Here is a 16,035-nt window from a genome sequence, read left to right as displayed (position 1 = left end):
CAGGTCGCCTTTACCAAGGTTTAGGGAATGAAGCGTCACAATGATTCGTGTGACTATGTCATCAACAATAAAACCTAATTAACCATTGCCCTTATATACAACATAGCTAACAAATCAAAAGTCAACTATCCGCTTGGCTCGTAACAGACTTGGCTGTATACCTCTCTACAATCAACTTAAGTTTTCATAAAGAAAATGAAGATATGGGAAGCACCTATCAAAGGCTGATAAAAGGTTGAGATAGATTTATCTTATTATCGCTACTTATTTGCTATCAGTTGGCATAATTCACAAAAAACTGCATTAGTCATTCGAGAGTGAGTATCGTTTTTACTCAAGATGAGTTAACTTATAGGGCGTGAAACAAGAAATGTTTCTATAGATAAACGCGATTTATCTAGAAATAGTATATTATTAATAAAGTCCAATGGTTATGGTGATTAATTTGGACCATCAGCTTATCAAGCAAATAGAAGAGATATGTGCAGCAAGAGGAGTGCGACTGACTCCTCAAAGAAAACGTGTATTTGAACTGATTTGTTCCAGTAAAAAGGCTTCTACGGCGTATGAGATCTTAGAAGATCTGAAACAAAGCGAGCCGCAAGCAAAGCCTCCTACGGTGTACAGAGCTCTGGACTTTTTAATGGAGCAAGGTTTCATTCATCGAGTAGAATCGACGAACAGTTTTATCTCTTGTTGCTCTTGTAATGCTCATAAGCATTACTCACATCTACTAATTTGCGACAACTGTGGCAATGTTATTGAACTGCAAGAGGATAGTTTGGTAGCCTTGTTAGAAAATAATGCCAAAAAACATGGTTTTAAGATTACAAACCATGTAATAGAGTCACATGGAATTTGTCAGTCTTGTTCCTCTGGGACGGCAGAATAAGATATAGAAGAAGATTATGCGCGCTGAATTTGTAAACCCGTTTTTAGCTTCCCTACTAAACGTTCTAAAAACGATGGCTTCATTGGAGTTGAAGCCGCAAAAACCTCGTGTCAAAAAGGATGAAATCGCTCGCGGAGACGTCTCTGGCCTAATTGGTATGGTTGGTAGTCAGACTCGTGGTTCAATGTCGATTACTTTTGATGAGAGCTTAGCACTAGAAATCATGCAGAACATGCTGGGCGAGCGCCCAAATGGATTGAATGACGAAGTCACCGATATGGTCGGTGAAATCACTAACATGGTGACTGGCGGTGCAAAACGTATCTTAGCTGAAAGTGGCTTTGACTTTGATATGGCAACCCCAGTCGTTGTATCAGGCAAAGGGCACACCATTCGCCACAAGTGTGAAGGGTCGATTATTATTATGCCTTTCGCATCTCAATGGGGTAATGCCTTTATCGAAATTTGTTTCGAGTAAAGCACTTCTTCTAAAAGAAAAGCTTCCTTATTAGGAAGCTTTTTTGTTTCTAGCTAATAACACTTCTGGATTTGAGAGCGTCAAGACACTGTGCCACCAACTCCTCAATACTTTTTTCACCTGCTGGCAAGTCGATCTCTGGTTCTAACGGAGCTTCATAGGCCGAGTCTATACCGGTAAAGTTGCGAATTTCTCCCGCTCTGGCTTTCTTATATAGCCCTTTGGGGTCCCTTTGCTCACATACAGAAAGGTCGGCATTCACGAATACTTCAATAAACTCGCCCTCTGGCAACATATCTCTTACTAGCTGTCTCTCAGCTCGATGCGGAGAAATAAATGCCGAAAGAACGATAAGACCAGCATCTGCCATCAACTTGGCAAGCTCGCCAATACGACGAATGTTTTCGCGTCGGTCTTGCTCAGAAAACCCAAGATCACTGCACAGACCGTGACGGACATTATCACCATCGAGAAGGTAGGTGTGATATCCCTGCTTCGCTAGCTCATTTTCAAGTGCTCCCGCTACAGTAGATTTACCCGCACCGGATAATCCTGTAAACCACAACACCGCGGGTTTTTGCTTTTTTAGTTCTGCTCTAAACGTCTTATCGATTGCATGTTGATGCCATACGATATTTTCATCTTTAGCCGACGGGAACGTCATAGTTCAATCCTTTCTTAGTAAGGGAAAAACAACGGAATTAATGTCAGCACCAACACCGAATAAACGATGGAGATAGGGACACCAATTCTTATGTAATCTGTCATTCGGTAATTACCAACGCTGTACACCAGCAGGTTGGTTTGATACCCATAAGGTGAAATAAAGCTAGCACTCGCACCAAAGAGCACTGCCATAATAAAAGGCATGGGGTCAACACCATAACCCAATGCCATGCTATAGCCTATCGGAAAGGCTAATGCGGCCGCAGCATTGTTCGTCACGAGTTCAGTAAGGACTAAGGTGATCAGGTATGTGGCCACCAAAGCCCCAAAGATCCCCCAACCATTGAAGGCTTCTATAAACATCTCACCCATCTTGTTTGACAATCCTGAGGTGATCATCAATTGGGCAATCGTTAGGGCGGAACCAACTATCACTGCAATATCGATTGGAAAGCGTCTTCTCAACTCGCCAAGCTGAACAATACCAGTAATCAGCATGAGCAATAAAAAAACCGCCAAGCCTTTAATAATCGGAACCAGGTTAAATAGCGCAGCTCCAATCACGAGAGCAAACCCCACCAGCACCAGTGTTGACTTGTTTCCATCTAGCTTTGCACTCGAATCGAGGTCATTAACTTGGACAAACTCACGACGGTTAGCATGACGTTGGGATTCAAAATGCTTACCCGGCACGAGTACTAATGTATCTCCCGCTTGAAGACGGATATTGCCTAACCCACCTTCTAGACGCTCATGACCTCGTCGAATGGCAACAACTACAGCATCAAACCTATCCCTAAACTGACTCGATTTCAGGGTTTTATCACATATGCTAGAAGAGGAGCTCACCACCACTTCGACAAAGCTTTGTCCATTTAAGTGATGTTGACCAAAAAGCGTTAAGCCTTGGATCTCTTGTAGGGTAGCCACACTTTCAATATCACCACAAAAGAGCAATCTATCGCGTGCCGACAATACAAAATCGGGGTCGACAGATGGCATGGTTTTTCCGTCGCGGATCACTTCCGCAAGAAAGAGTTTTCTCAATGCTCTTAAGTTGTTTTCTGCAATGCTCTTTCCAACTAACGGAGAGCCGGGTTCTACTCTTGCTTCTAGAAAGTAAGGCAGGTCATCTTGATGGTTCTCTTCATAGCTTGGTAATAGATAGCTCAAAGGGATAAGGACTAATACACCACCTACCAATACGGCTAGACCGATTAAAGTAGGGCTAAAAAAACTTAGGCTTGGCAGTCCTGCATCCTCCACAAAACTGTTGATAATGAGATTTGTCGAAGTGCCAATGAGCGTTAGGGTTCCACCAAAAATCGCCGCATAGGAAAGTGGAATAAGTAGCTTTGAGGGTGCGTATTGCTGGTTGCGCTTTATCGCCCCAATCAGAGATACCACGACGGCAGTATTGTTGGTAAACGAAGAGAGTAAGGCTGTCGAGACCCCGAGTTTTGCCACTACGGTTCCCAAACAGCCTTTAGAAATATTGGCACTGACCCAACTGATCAATCTGGTTTTTTCTAAAGCAGACGAAGCTAAGATCAATAAGATCAGTGTGAGCAGTGACGAGTTAGTAAAGTTAGCAGCAATCGTATTTAGCTCTGCCATTCCCGCCAAAAAGGCGATAAACGCAGCGCTGGCGAAGATAATACTCGGCTTAATACGAGTGGTGATCAAACAGGTGATAATGCCGAGCAATACCGCCAAAACAAATCCCTGTTCCCACATAATTCTTCCCTAACTTCGTCACTATTTTTACAAGCTTATTTGAGTAGCTTGCTGAGATCTTTCGCATCCCAATGTGGGAAATGCTTGCGAATCAAGGCATTCAGCTCGACTTCAAAAGCGCTAAAGTTACCTGTTTCTTCAGCAATTGAGTCTAAACTTTCACGCACTAGGCCAGCACCTACAGTAACGTTGGTCAATCTGTCGATAATGATAAAGCCACCGGTGTCCGAACAGTCTGTGTAACCGTCTAGGGCAACCGACTCTGTCAGTGACCATTCACATAATCCGATGCCGTTTAATGGCAACTCATTGGTATCATGCGTCGACAGATTGTTAATGTCGTACTGGTGACGGAACCCGGTTACACGGCCGACGGTTTTCTTACCCGCCAGCTTGATATCATAGTCACGACCCTCTTTAAGGGGTTGCTCTGTCATCCATACCACGTCTGCCAACAGATGATTCGTTGACTCCACCTGAGCTGATTGCAAAACAATTAGGTCACCTCGGCTGATATCAATCTCATCTTCGAGTGTTAACGTAACCGCCATACCACCATGTGCAACTTCAATATCGCCATCAAAGGTCACAATGCGCGCGACTCTTGATGTTTTCCCAGATGGCAACGCTTTAATTTCATCACCAACTTTTACTTGTCCTGCAGCGATAGTGCCTGCAAAACCACGGAAATCTAGATTTGGACGGTTTACATATTGAACAGGAAAACGGAAATCGCCCGATTCTTTTTCCTGATCCACGTCTACATCTTCTAGGATCTCCAGTAGAGAAGGTCCTTGATACCAGCTCATTTGCTCGCTTAGATCAACGACGTTATCGCCCTCTAGCGCAGAAATCGGGATCAACTGAATATCGATTTCACCGTGCAGGTTCTCCGCAAAATTTAGGTATTCTTCGCGGATCTCTTCATAACGCTCTTGAGAGTAATCAACAAGATCCATCTTATTTACCGCAACTACAAAGTGCTTAAGACCAAGTAAGTTAGAAATAAACGAATGACGACGAGTTTGATCAAGCACTCCCTTACGGGCATCAACTAAGATAACAGCGAGATCACACGTCGACGCACCTGTCGCCATGTTACGAGTGTACTGCTCATGTCCTGGTGTATCCGCGATAATAAATTTGCGCTTCTGCGTTGAGAAATAACGGTAAGCGACGTCAATAGTGATACCCTGTTCGCGCTCAGCTTGAAGGCCGTCAACAAGTAGCGCGAGGTCTGGCTTCTCGCCAGTGGTGCCAACGCGTTGGCTATCCGAATGAACGGCGGCCAATTGATCTTCATAAATTTGCTTAGAATCGTGGAGCAAGCGACCGATTAAAGTACTCTTGCCATCATCGACAGAACCACAAGTCAGGAATCGCAGTAACGATTTATACTGGTGTTGTTTTAGGTAACCTTCGATACCAAGCTCACTCAATTGAGCTTCAACTGCACTGTTCATACTCTATTCCTTGATCCTTAGAAGTAGCCTTGGCGCTTTTTCAGCTCCATTGATCCGGACTGATCGTGGTCGATCGCCCTACCCTGACGCTCACTGGACGTCGCCACCAGCATCTCTTCAATTATTCCCGTTAAGGTATTTGCTTCTGACTCCACCGCACCTGTTAGTGGGTAACAACCTAGCGTTCTAAAACGAACACTCTTCTGTTCGATCTTCTCACCAGGTAGAAGCTTCATGCGATCATCATCCACCATGATCAACATGCCGTCGCGTTCAACGACTGGTCGAACGTCAGAAAGGTAAAGAGGAACAATATCGATATTCTCTAGGTAGATGTATTGCCAGATATCGAGCTCAGTCCAGTTTGACAAAGGAAAGACGCGGATGCTTTCCCCTTTGTTGATCTGGCCGTTGTACGTTCTCCACAACTCGGGACGTTGGTTCTTTGGGTCCCATGTATGGTTCTTGTCGCGGAAAGAATAAACGCGTTCTTTTGCACGTGATTTCTCTTCATCACGTCGTGCGCCACCGAATGCAGCATCAAAACCGTACTTGTCTAAAGCCTGCTTTAGCCCTTGCGTTTTCATGATATCGGTATGTTTAGATGAACCGTGATCAAACGGGTTGATACCAAGCTCTAAACCTTCAGGGTTCTTGTGAACCAAAAGCTCAAATCCGTATTTTTCTGCCGTCGCATCACGGAACTTGATCATCTCTTGGAATTTCCAGTCCGTATCAACGTGAAGTAGAGGAAAAGGGATTTTACCTGGGTAAAAAGCTTTGCGAGCAAGATGTAGCATGACCGATGAGTCTTTACCTATCGAGTACATCATTACTGGGTTATCAAATTCTGCAGCCACTTCACGGATAATATGAATACTTTCCGCTTCAAGCTGCTTTAAATGGGTCAATCGTTCTTGGTCCATCTTAGTGCTTCCTTTGCTGCTCTTATGAGCGAGATTGGCTAATCAATATTGGCAAACTAGGCGTAGCGGCGCTGGCTATCGTCACTGGTTTCTTGTTCGAACCAGTTAAGTGTTTCAGATAGCGCGACCACTTCACCAATCACAATCAGAGAAGGAGATTGCGCATCTTTGGCTAACTCTGAAAGATTGGCTAGTTGCCCTTTGAATATTTTTTGTGTGGCTTGGGTACCACGTTCGATTATGGCGAGCGGTGTATCCGCTGAACGGCCATGTTCAATAAGTTGTTGCTGGATATATTCAGATTTCATTAAGCCCATGTAGATCACTAGGGTTTGATTCCCTCTCGCAAGCGTCGACCAATCCATATTGTCGCTATCCGCTTTTAGATGACCCGTGATAAACATGGCTGACTGAGCGTAATCTCGGTGGGTAAGGGGGATCCCTGCATAGGCTGTTGCACCCGCAGCAGCAGTAATACCGGGAATAACGTGAAAACGAATACCTTTCTCGGCTAGCACCTCAAGCTCTTCACCGCCACGACCAAAGATAAACGGATCGCCACCTTTAATACGTGCAACTCGGTAACCTTGTTGAGCAAAGTCTACCAATAGCTGGTTGGTTTTTTCTTGTGGGACACTGTGGTGGCCAGCACGTTTACCGACACAAACCTGAATCACCTCTTTTGGTAGGAGATCCATAATTTCTTCTGATACTAAATAGTCGTAAAGCACGACATCGGCTTGCTGTAAAAAGCTCAATGCTTGATGGTTAGCAGTTCTGGGTCTCCAGGGCCTGCACCAATCAGTGCCACTTCGCCGGCATTCAGTTGGCTACGACCAACCAATACACCGTTCACGCTGCTGCCTTGTTTATTGGCAACGACTTGCGAACCCTTAAGTGGGAACTGAGAAACTTTGTCCGTAACCGTCATGCTGTGCTTCCTTAATATCGTTATGCAAGCATTATGGCGCGCTCTCTTTATTACATGAAATTCTAAAATTTCATTTTTTATTCGAAATACTGATAAGAAAACCCTATTCGACTGACTCCAAAAGCATTGAATTTGAGAACTCATAGTCAGAACAGCGTGTTGATAGCACTTCAAGTCACATTTTATTGATAGCTGAAATCTTTGTTTCACAACAATTTGTTACATTAAACGATGCGTTCAGCAAACATACTCTGGAGAAAAACAATGACAGTTGCAGTTAAACCGCTCGCAATTGCGGTGCTAGGTGGTCTACTAACCATGGCGAGCGGCGCCATGGCAGACACAATAAAATTAAGAATCATAGAAACCACTGATATCCATACTAATGTCATGGATTACGATTATTACAAAGACAAGCCATCGCAAAAGATTGGTTTAACTCGTGCGGCCACTTTGGTCAAACAGGCACGAAAAGAAGTGATCAATAGTGTGTTGGTAGACAACGGAGATTTAATACAAGGCAGTCCTATGGGGGACTACATGGCCGCTAAAGGTATCGACCTTGGTGAAACCCATCCCGTCTACAAGGCCATGAACCAACTCGGTTACGATGTCGGCAATATTGGTAATCACGAGTTTAACTACGGTTTGGAATTTTTAGCTAAGAGCCTTAAAGGTGCAGACTTTCCGTATATAAGTGCCAATGTTATCAACAGCGCAACGGGCGAACACTACTTTAAGCCCTACTTAATCAAAACCCACACCTTCCAAGATAATGACGGCGACAAGCACCAGCTCAAAGTTGGCTATATAGGGTTTGTCCCCCCTCAAATTATGGTTTGGGATAAAAAAAATCTAGAAGGTAAAGTCACCGCGCAAGATATAAAAGAAACAGCACAAGCGTTAGTACCAAAGATGAAGAGCGAAGGCGCTGATGTGATTATCGCTATCCCTCACTCTGGGATTTCTTCGGATCCCTATAAAAGAGGGGCTGAAAACTCAACATACTACCTTTCCGAAATAGGAGGAATTGATGCTATTGCCTTTGGTCACGCCCATGCCGTTTTCCCCGGAAAAGGATTTGATAGTATTCAAGGTATAGATAATCAGAAAGGCACCATCAATGGCGTGGCTGCTGTCATGCCCGGACGATGGGGAAGTCACGTCGGCGTGATAGACCTTGTACTAAATAAACATGGAAGTCAGTGGCTGGTGACCGATAGCCAATCCGAAGCTCGACCAATTTTTGACAAAAACGAGAAAAAGGCACTGGTTGAACCTGATAAAGGTATCGTCGCAGCCCTTGAACAAGACCACAAAGGTACTCGCGACTTTGTGAATCAACCAATCGGAAGCGCTAATGATGTGATGTACAGCTTTCTTGCACTTGTTCAAGACGATCCAACCGTTCAAATCGTCAACTTAGCTCAGAAAGACTATGTAGAGCGTTTTATTCAAGGCGACCCAGACCTATCCGATATCCCAGTGTTATCGGCGGCAGCTCCTTTTAAAGCGGGTGGCCGTAAAAATGACCCCACTAACTTTACAGAAGTAGAATCCGGGCAACTCACATTCCGCAATGCTGCTGATCTATACCTGTATCCAAATACCTTAACCGCACTCAAAGTGACAGGCCATGAAGTCAAAGAGTGGTTAGAATGCAGTGCTGGCCAGTTTTTACAGATAGACGTAAATAGCAGTAAACCGCAATCATTGATCGATTGGGATGGCTTCCGCACGTACAACTTTGATGTCATTGACGGAGTTGACTATCAAATCGATGTCACTCAACCGGCAAAGTATGATGGCAACTGTAAAGTGATCAACCCAGATTCAGAACGTATCATGGGTTTAACTTATCAAGGTAAACCACTCGATCTAAAGCAAGAGTTTATTATTGCGACTAACAACTACCGAGCTTACAGCAACAAGTTCCCAGGCACTGGCCCCGACTACGTTGCCTTCGACGCACCTGATGAAAACCGCTCGATCCTTGCCTCTTATATTAGTCGAGTCAGCAAAGAGCTGGGCGAAGTTACACCAAGCGCAGATAACAATTGGTCTTTTTTTCCTGTTAAGTCCAACGTAGATTTGGACGTGCGGTTCGAAACATCACCCAGTGAAAAAGCGCAGCAGTTCATAAAAAACAAAGGCCAATACCCGATGGATAAACTGGGTAACGACGATATCGGCTTTGCAATCTACAAAATAGACCTTCGCTAGAGAGTCAGTAAAGAAAAGCAGCGATATGGCGTCACTTCATATTCGCTGCTTTTTTTCTTCAGTCTTCATGATAACCTTAAACCCTTTTCATAAACTCATTGGTACATCATGTCTCCTGACTTTCTTCAGCACCTTAAATCTGAAGGTTTTGCTAAAGGCGAGATTCAAACATTACTCGACGTATCTCAAGAACTCGAGCTACCTACGCGACATATACTGACCCAGCAAGGGGAAGTACCTGAAACATTCTATTTCGTTGTAGAAGGTATTTGTCACGCCTGCTACCTCACCGAAGATGGCAAAGCGTTTAGCAAAGAGTTTTACTGGGAAAAGGACTGGGTTATCGGGTTTGAAAGTTTAATTAAGCAATCACCCTCCCCTTTTCTATTAGAAACGCTCACGGCGTGTCATTTGATCTGCATACCAGTAGAGCAACTAAACCAATGGAAAAATCAAGGGCACCCAATTTACTACAAACTATTGGAAACCCAGCTTCTACACAAAGAAAGTAAAGAGCGCTTTATGCTGTTGTTTACCCCCGAGCAGCGTTACAAGCTGTTCTGCGAGCACTACCCTGAACTGCTTTCTCGGCTAAATGATTATCAAATAGCCGCTTACTTGGGCATCACCCCCATCAGCTTGAGCCGAATAAAAAAAAGAACATAGTTAACAATTGTTAACGCCAGTGACAACTGCACACTGATAGATTTATCAAATCAAAACAAGTCGAAGGACGGGCAATGTTAAAGTGGCAACTAAAGACTTTTGAGCAACTGACAAACTACCAATTGTATGCGCTACTGAAACTGCGCGTTGACGTTTTTGTGGTTGAACAAACTTGCCCCTATCCTGAGTTGGATAACAAAGATACCAGCCAACACGCCCTTCACCTGTTGGGATATCAAGACGAACAACTTGTCGCTTGTGCCAGGATTGTGGCTCCGGGCATGAGTTATTCCAACGCCAGTATTGGCCGAATCGCTACTGCGCAAAACGCACGTGGTCATGGCTTAGGCCATAAGTTGGTGAACAAAGCTATTGATGCGTGTCTAAACCGTTGGCCTGAGCACGACATTGAAATAGGGGCTCAAGAACACCTTAACGGGTTCTACGCAAAACACGGGTTCAAGCAGACTTCAGAAATGTATTTGGAAGACGACATTCCACATATCGATATGAAACTCAGCCGATGAAAGGATTAAACACAAGCAGTGTCGCCATACTATTCCTTGTACTAGGGAACTTTTTTGCATCCTTGTCAGATGTGGCCATCAAATTGCTCGATGGCGGCGTTTCGCCTTGGCAATACGTATTTGTTCGTCAGTGTCTGTCCGCATTAATTCTTTTTCCTTGGTGGTTAAAACTCTCTTCGGATAAGCAAAAATTAACAGGCTTTAAAGTTACACTTGCTCGCTCACAGCTAGTGCTAATTGGCAGCGGCTGTATGATGGTAGCGGTTACGTACTTACCGCTAGCCACGGCCAATGCAGTCATCTATGCTGCACCGCTTCTAATGCTGCCCCTATCTCTTTTTCTTTTAGGTGAGCGACCGACATTGTTAAAAACCATTGCAACATCGATAGGCTTTATAGGCGTATTGATCGTCCTACGGCCTTCTCAATTTCATTGGGCCGCACTATTCGCTTTAGGGACAGCAACAACATTGGCCCTATTTAACATTTTGGTTCGAAAAATTCCCAACGAACAACCCGTGATAGCTACTCTGTTTTGGACAAGTTTACTTTCCCTGCCAATCGCGGGGTTGGGTGCGCTAATGACCTGGCAACCAATGAGTATTAAAGAGTTAGGTTGGATATGCTCAAGCGCCGTTTTAATCTTGAGTTACAATGGGCTAGCCGTCCTCGCCTATAAAAGGGCGCAAGCCACACAAATAGCATTAGCGGAATACAGTGGCTTAGTCTTTGTAGCAATATTCGGTGTGGTGTGGTTTAACGAAATCCCAGACGCTTTCACCATTATAGGCATACTACTCATATTACTGCCCATACTACCTTGGAAGCACCCTAGATACTGGAAAGTTGGTAAGCGACTACTTACTTCTACCAAAACCACCGTCAGAAAGACGGAAGAACATCACTGAGCCGGCGCTTTTTTCTAGTTGGAGGATATCGAGTTTACCATCGTCAGCGAGCTTAAAGCGCACCAGTTGCCCTTTTTTGATTCGGCTTAACGGCTTGTCAGAACCTTCGACAGAAACCAGTGCATTGAGATCGGCCATAGGCAAACCGACATTTCGAAACACCGCCGCTAACGTATCGCCATCTTTGACTTGATACTCTTTCCAAATGTCAGATTTGGGTGAAGTTTGTTGGGCCGTTTGCTGCTCACTTAAACCTTGCGTATTGATATCGATCGCGACTCGCTCGTTTGAAATAGGCTCAGCCTGTTCAGACTCTACGGACGGGAACGGAATCAATAGAACGACCAAGACGACCGGAGCCAAAACCATTAATGCTCGCTGATGAAATTTGGGCAGCTTAGACCACAATGTTATGGCTTGCTGGCGTTTTCGCTCCCAGTCGACACTAGAAAGCTTCCTTTTAATGTCTTCCACATGGTCAACTTGTTTCGTCTTTTTCCTGCGGCGATTCATTCTAACAACCTCTTACCCTCTGACCATCTCAGTATAAAAATGATGCGCACAAGAGTATAGAAAAAAACAGTGTTTTAAGTGATGAACAAGCAAAAATTTCGCACTCAACCCGCAAAAAGGCCGATGTAAGTGATAACAAACCTTTCCAATGAACGCTGAGCATTTAACAACAGCCTGAGACCTGCTATCCTTTCAGACTTTATACACCAAACTAAGAGAGACATTATGTCTGAAGTGAAATTTGAAACTGTAGAGCAAAAAGCAAGCTACGGTATCGGTCTACAAATGGGTCAGCAACTTGCAGGTTCTGGTCTAGAAGGTCTTAACGTTGACGCAATCGCTGCTGGTATCGCCACAGCACTAACAGGTGACATGCCAGCGATTGAAGTAGATGAAATTAACAATGCACTTCAAGAGCTACACACTCGCGCTGAAGCAGTGCGTGCAGAAGCAGCTAAAGCAGCGGCAGCAGATGGTGAAGCATTCCTTAAAGACAACGCTCTACGTCCAGAAGTAACGGTACTTGAGTCAGGTCTACAGTACGAAATCATCACTGAAGGTACTGGTGAAATCCCAACTTCTGACAAGCAAGTACGTGTTCACTACCACGGTGAACTAACAGACGGTACAGTTTTCGATAGCTCTGTATCTCGTGGTCAGCCTGCTGAGTTCCCTGTAACTGGCGTTATCAAGGGTTGGGTAGAAGCATTGCAACTAATGCCTGTGGGCTCTAAATGGAAGCTATACATCCCGCAAGACCTAGCATACGGCGAACGTGGCGCAGGTGCAGCAATTCCTCCATACGCTGCACTAGTATTTGAAGTTGAGCTACTAGCGATTCTTTAATGTAAGCATGAAAGTACAAAACCGGCGATAGCCGGTTTTTTTACATCTCGAATCTTTTATCTCTAAAGAGTGGATTCGAGCAGATACAAAAAAACCGAGCCGAGGCTCGGTTTTTTCGTTATTACGAACTGATTACTCAGCAGCTTCTTCAGCAGCTGGGCGATCAACAAGCTCAATGTAAGCCATTGGAGCTTTATCACCAGCACGGAAGCCAGCTTTTAGGATACGAGTGTAACCGCCTTGGCGGCTAGCGAAACGTGGACCTAGTTCGTTAAATAGTTTTGCAACTACTTCGTTGTCACGAGTACGTGCAAATGCTAGACGACGGTTAGCAACGCTGTCAGTCTTAGCTAGTGTAATCAAAGGCTCAACTACGCGACGTAGCTCTTTTGCTTTTGGCAAAGTAGTCTTGATAACTTCATGACGTACTAGAGAGCTAGCCATATTGCTGAACATCGCTTTGCGATGTGAGCTGTTGCGGTTGAGTTGACGACCACTCTTACGATGGCGCATGACCTAATCCTTCTAACTAATATCGATTAATCTTCAGCGATAGACGCTGGTGGCCAGTTTTCTAGGCGCATACCTAGAGACAGACCACGTGATGCAAGTACGTCTTTAATCTCAGTAAGAGATTTCTTACCAAGGTTAGGCGTTTTAAGAAGCTCAACCTCAGTACGCTGTACAAGATCACCGATGTAGTGAATCGCTTCTGCTTTCAGACAGTTAGCAGAGCGAACTGTTAGTTCAAGATCGTCTACAGGACGCAGTAGGATAGGATCGAACTCTGGCTTCTCTTCCTTCTCCTCAGGTACACGTACATCACGAAGATCTACGAACGCATCCAATTGCTCAGCAAGGATAGTTGCTGCGCGACGGATTGCTTCCTCAGGGTCTAGAGTACCGTTCGTTTCCATATCGATGACCAACTTATCCAAGTCAGTGCGTTGCTCTACACGAGCTGCATCAACAGAATAAGCAATCTTGTCTACAGGGCTGTATGTAGCATCAACCAGTAGACGACCGATTGGACGTTCATCTTCTTCATTATGGATACGAGCCGAAGCCGGAACATAACCACGACCACGTTCAACTTTGATACGCATTGCGATCTCAGCGTTGTCATCCGTTAAGTGACAAATAACGTGTTCAGGGTTAGCGATCTCTACATCACCATCATGGGTGATGTCACCTGCAACCACAGGGCCTGAGCCGGACTTGTTTAGTGTAATGAACACTTCATCTTTGCCTTCGGCAACGCGAACAGCTAAACCTTTAAGGTTTAAAAGAATTTCAAGAATATCTTCCTGAACGCCTTCTTTAGTGCTGTATTCGTGTAGTACGCCTTCAATCTCTACCTCTGTTACGGCACAACCCGGCATAGAAGATAGTAGAATACGGCGAAGTGCATTACCAAGAGTATGGCCAAAACCACGCTCTAATGGCTCAAGAGTTACTTTTGCGTGAGTCGTGCTGATCTGTTCGATGTCAACAAGACGTGGCTTAAGAAATTCTGTTACAGAACCCTGCATTGTGTCCTCTCTTTAGTTTAAACCTTACTTAGAGTAAAGCTCGACGATCAATTGTTCGTTGATGTCAGCAGACAGATCTGAACGCTCAGGCAAACGCTTGAACGTACCTTCCATCTTCCCGCCATCTACTTCAATCCAAGTTGGTTTTTCGCGTTGTTCAGCTACTTCAAGAGCTGCTTTAATACGAGCTTGCGATTTCGCTTTCTCGCGGATAGAAACAACGTCGTTTGCCGCAACTTTGAAAGAAGGAACGTTTACAACTTTACCGTTAACTAGAATAGCTTTGTGGCTAACTAGCTGACGAGCTTCTGAGCGAGTAGCGCCAAAGCCCATACGGTAAACTACGTTATCAAGACGACCTTCAAGAAGCTGAAGTAGGTTTTCACCTGTGTTGCCTTTAAGGCGAGCAGCATCTTTGTAGTAGTTACGGAATTGTTTTTCTAGAACGCCGTACATACGACGAACTTTTTGCTTCTCACGAAGCTGAACGCCATACTCAGATAGACGACCGCGACGAGCGCCGTGTACACCTGGTGCGTTATCAATTTTACACTTGGTATCGATCGCGCGAACACCAGACTTAAGGAATAAGTCAGTGCCTTCACGACGGCTAAGCTTCAGCTTAGGACCCAAATATCTTGCCATGATCTTTCTCCAATTGTCCCAGAAACGTTATACGCGACGTTTCTTAGGTGGACGACAACCGTTATGAGGGATAGGTGTAGCATCAACAATGTTTGTGATGCGGAAACCAGCAGCGTTCAGTGCGCGAACAGTAGATTCACGACCTGGACCTGGACCCTTAACCATAACTTCCAAGTTCTTTAGACCGTATTCTTTAGCCATTTCAGCACAACGCTCTGCAGCAACCTGTGCAGCGAATGGGGTAGACTTACGAGAACCACGGAAACCTGAACCACCTGCAGTAGCCCAAGCTAGTGCGTTACCTTGACGGTCAGTGATGGTCACGATTGTGTTGTTAAAAGAAGCATGGATGTGCGCAACGCCATCAGCAACTTGCTTGCGTACGCGCTTACGAGCGCGAGTTGGTTGTTTAGCCATTGTACTCTACCTTCCCGATTATTTCTTGATCGGCTTACGCGGACCCTTACGGGTGCGAGCATTGGTTTTAGTACGCTGTCCACGTAGTGGTAGACTGCGACGATGACGAAGACCACGGTAACAGCCAAGGTCCATAAGACGCTTGATGTTCATGGAAACTTCACGACGTAGATCACCCTCTACAGTGTACTTAGCTACACCATCACGCAGTTGATCGATCTGCTCTTCAGTTAGTTCACTGATCTTAACATTTTCAGCAATACCTGCTCCAGCTAGGATAGCTTGAGAACGAGTCTTACCGATACCGTAGATCGCTGTTAGAGCGATTACAGCATGTTTCTGATCAGGAATGTTAATGCCTGCTATACGGGCCACTATTCACTCCTAGTACTTTATCAAGAATTAGCCGCAGCAAAGCCCGTTGAGGATACGCTGCGGGATACTACTTCTTTTGCACGCAAAAGGTAGGCCGAGGAATATACTCGACGCTACCTTATATTTCAAGTAAAAATTTCTGCTGCTTAGCCTTGACGCTGCTTGTGTTTTGCTTCGTTGCAAATAACACGAACAACACCGTTACGCTTAATAACTTTGCAGTTACGGCAGATTTTTTTAACGGAAGCACGAACTTTCATTGCTAAACTCCGTAAATGAAATCTGAGTCT

General features: G+C 44.8%; 17 protein-coding genes and 2 pseudogenes. 7 read left to right on the top strand and 12 right to left on the bottom strand.

Annotation, left to right across the window (positions count from 1 at the left end):
* Positions 1-433: 433 nt before the first annotated feature.
* Together zur and BLO31_RS02425 are read left to right on the top strand one after the other, a co-directional pair.
* On the top strand, positions 434-892 hold the full coding sequence (gene zur / locus BLO31_RS02430; protein ID WP_175443159.1) for a zinc uptake transcriptional repressor Zur: 459 nt from the start codon (positions 434-436) through the stop codon (positions 890-892).
* 16 nt (positions 893-908) lie between these two features.
* Positions 909-1,370 (top strand): chemotaxis protein CheX, encoded by a 462-nt coding sequence (locus BLO31_RS02425; protein WP_070962724.1) that lies wholly within the window; start codon positions 909-911, stop codon positions 1,368-1,370.
* Between the two features lie 49 nt (positions 1,371-1,419).
* Here the strand turns inward: BLO31_RS02425 and cysC are convergent, their stop codons facing one another.
* The 5 genes and pseudogenes from cysC to cobA all read right to left on the bottom strand — a co-directional run bounded on the left by cysC (position 1,420) and on the right by cobA (position 7,093).
* On the bottom strand, positions 1,420-2,034 hold the full coding sequence (cysC, locus tag BLO31_RS02420) for an adenylyl-sulfate kinase (RefSeq protein WP_070962723.1): 615 nt from the start codon (positions 2,032-2,034) through the stop codon (positions 1,420-1,422).
* Positions 2,035-2,048: 14 nt separating this feature from the next.
* On the bottom strand, positions 2,049-3,773 hold the full coding sequence (locus tag BLO31_RS02415) for an SLC13 family permease (RefSeq protein WP_070962722.1): 1,725 nt from the start codon (positions 3,771-3,773) through the stop codon (positions 2,049-2,051).
* A gap of 35 nt (positions 3,774-3,808) precedes the next feature.
* Complete coding sequence (gene cysN / locus BLO31_RS02410; protein ID WP_070962721.1) at positions 3,809-5,236, bottom strand: sulfate adenylyltransferase subunit CysN; 1,428 nt, start codon at positions 5,234-5,236, stop codon at positions 3,809-3,811.
* 17 nt (positions 5,237-5,253) lie between these two features.
* Positions 5,254-6,186 (bottom strand): annotated as a pseudogene (cysD, locus tag BLO31_RS02405) (sulfate adenylyltransferase subunit CysD); the annotation flags it as partial.
* A gap of 32 nt (positions 6,187-6,218) precedes the next feature.
* A pseudogene (gene cobA, locus BLO31_RS02400) lies at positions 6,219-7,093 on the bottom strand (uroporphyrinogen-III C-methyltransferase).
* A gap of 264 nt (positions 7,094-7,357) precedes the next feature.
* Here cobA and BLO31_RS02395 point away from each other — a divergent pair.
* The 4 genes from BLO31_RS02395 to BLO31_RS02380 all read left to right on the top strand — a co-directional run bounded on the left by BLO31_RS02395 (position 7,358) and on the right by BLO31_RS02380 (position 11,417).
* A complete protein-coding gene (locus tag BLO31_RS02395; protein ID WP_070962719.1) occupies positions 7,358-9,316 on the top strand; it encodes a bifunctional 2',3'-cyclic-nucleotide 2'-phosphodiesterase/3'-nucleotidase in 1,959 nt (652 codons plus the stop codon).
* Positions 9,317-9,424: 108 nt separating this feature from the next.
* Positions 9,425-9,982 (top strand): Crp/Fnr family transcriptional regulator, encoded by a 558-nt coding sequence (locus BLO31_RS02390; RefSeq protein WP_070962718.1) that lies wholly within the window; start codon positions 9,425-9,427, stop codon positions 9,980-9,982.
* A 74-nt stretch (positions 9,983-10,056) separates the two neighbouring features.
* On the top strand, positions 10,057-10,509 hold the full coding sequence (locus BLO31_RS02385; RefSeq protein WP_070962717.1) for a GNAT family N-acetyltransferase: 453 nt from the start codon (positions 10,057-10,059) through the stop codon (positions 10,507-10,509).
* Positions 10,506-11,417, top strand: a complete 912-nt coding sequence (locus BLO31_RS02380) for a DMT family transporter (RefSeq protein ID WP_070962716.1) — start codon at positions 10,506-10,508, stop codon at positions 11,415-11,417. The genes BLO31_RS02385 and BLO31_RS02380 overlap by 4 nt, the downstream gene beginning before the upstream one ends.
* Here BLO31_RS02380 and BLO31_RS02375 read toward each other — a convergent pair.
* Positions 11,367-11,930 carry a LysM-like peptidoglycan-binding domain-containing protein gene (locus BLO31_RS02375; RefSeq protein ID WP_070962715.1) on the bottom strand — a complete coding sequence of 188 codons (564 nt, stop codon included), beginning with the start codon at positions 11,928-11,930 and terminating at the stop codon, positions 11,367-11,369. The genes BLO31_RS02380 and BLO31_RS02375 overlap by 51 nt on opposite strands.
* A 225-nt stretch (positions 11,931-12,155) precedes the next feature.
* On the opposite strand from BLO31_RS02375, the gene bamJ reads away from it, so the two are divergent.
* A complete protein-coding gene (gene bamJ, locus BLO31_RS02370) occupies positions 12,156-12,776 on the top strand; it encodes a BamJ family beta-barrel-assembly machinery protein (protein WP_070962714.1) in 621 nt (206 codons plus the stop codon).
* A 132-nt stretch (positions 12,777-12,908) separates the two neighbouring features.
* Here bamJ and rplQ read toward each other — a convergent pair whose 3' ends face one another.
* From rplQ to rpmJ, 6 genes are all read right to left on the bottom strand, one after another.
* Positions 12,909-13,289, bottom strand: a complete 381-nt coding sequence (gene rplQ / locus BLO31_RS02365; RefSeq protein WP_070962713.1) for a 50S ribosomal protein L17 — start codon at positions 13,287-13,289, stop codon at positions 12,909-12,911.
* A gap of 26 nt (positions 13,290-13,315) precedes the next feature.
* Positions 13,316-14,308: a DNA-directed RNA polymerase subunit alpha gene (locus tag BLO31_RS02360; RefSeq protein ID WP_070962712.1), complete on the bottom strand. Its 993-nt coding sequence runs from the start codon at positions 14,306-14,308 to the stop codon at positions 13,316-13,318.
* Positions 14,309-14,332: 24 nt separating this feature from the next.
* Positions 14,333-14,953 (bottom strand): 30S ribosomal protein S4, encoded by a 621-nt coding sequence (rpsD, locus tag BLO31_RS02355; protein ID WP_070962711.1) that lies wholly within the window; start codon positions 14,951-14,953, stop codon positions 14,333-14,335.
* 27 nt (positions 14,954-14,980) lie between these two features.
* The gene (rpsK, locus tag BLO31_RS02350) at positions 14,981-15,370 is read right to left on the bottom strand and encodes a 30S ribosomal protein S11 (protein WP_001118870.1); all 390 of its coding nucleotides are present in this window, start codon (positions 15,368-15,370) and stop codon (positions 14,981-14,983) included.
* 18 nt (positions 15,371-15,388) lie between these two features.
* Entirely contained in the window at positions 15,389-15,745 is a 357-nt protein-coding gene (gene rpsM / locus BLO31_RS02345) for a 30S ribosomal protein S13 (protein ID WP_070962710.1), read from the bottom strand.
* A 146-nt stretch (positions 15,746-15,891) separates the two neighbouring features.
* Positions 15,892-16,005, bottom strand: coding sequence for a 50S ribosomal protein L36 (rpmJ, locus tag BLO31_RS02340; protein ID WP_070962709.1), 114 nt, complete (start codon positions 16,003-16,005; stop codon positions 15,892-15,894).
* Positions 16,006-16,035 lie beyond the last annotated feature (30 nt).

Origin of the sequence: Vibrio sonorensis (genome assembly GCF_001854765.1) — a bacterium.
Lineage (GTDB): Bacteria > Pseudomonadota > Gammaproteobacteria > Enterobacterales > Vibrionaceae > Vibrio > Vibrio sonorensis.
This window is presented reverse-complemented; position numbering and strand designations above follow the sequence as displayed.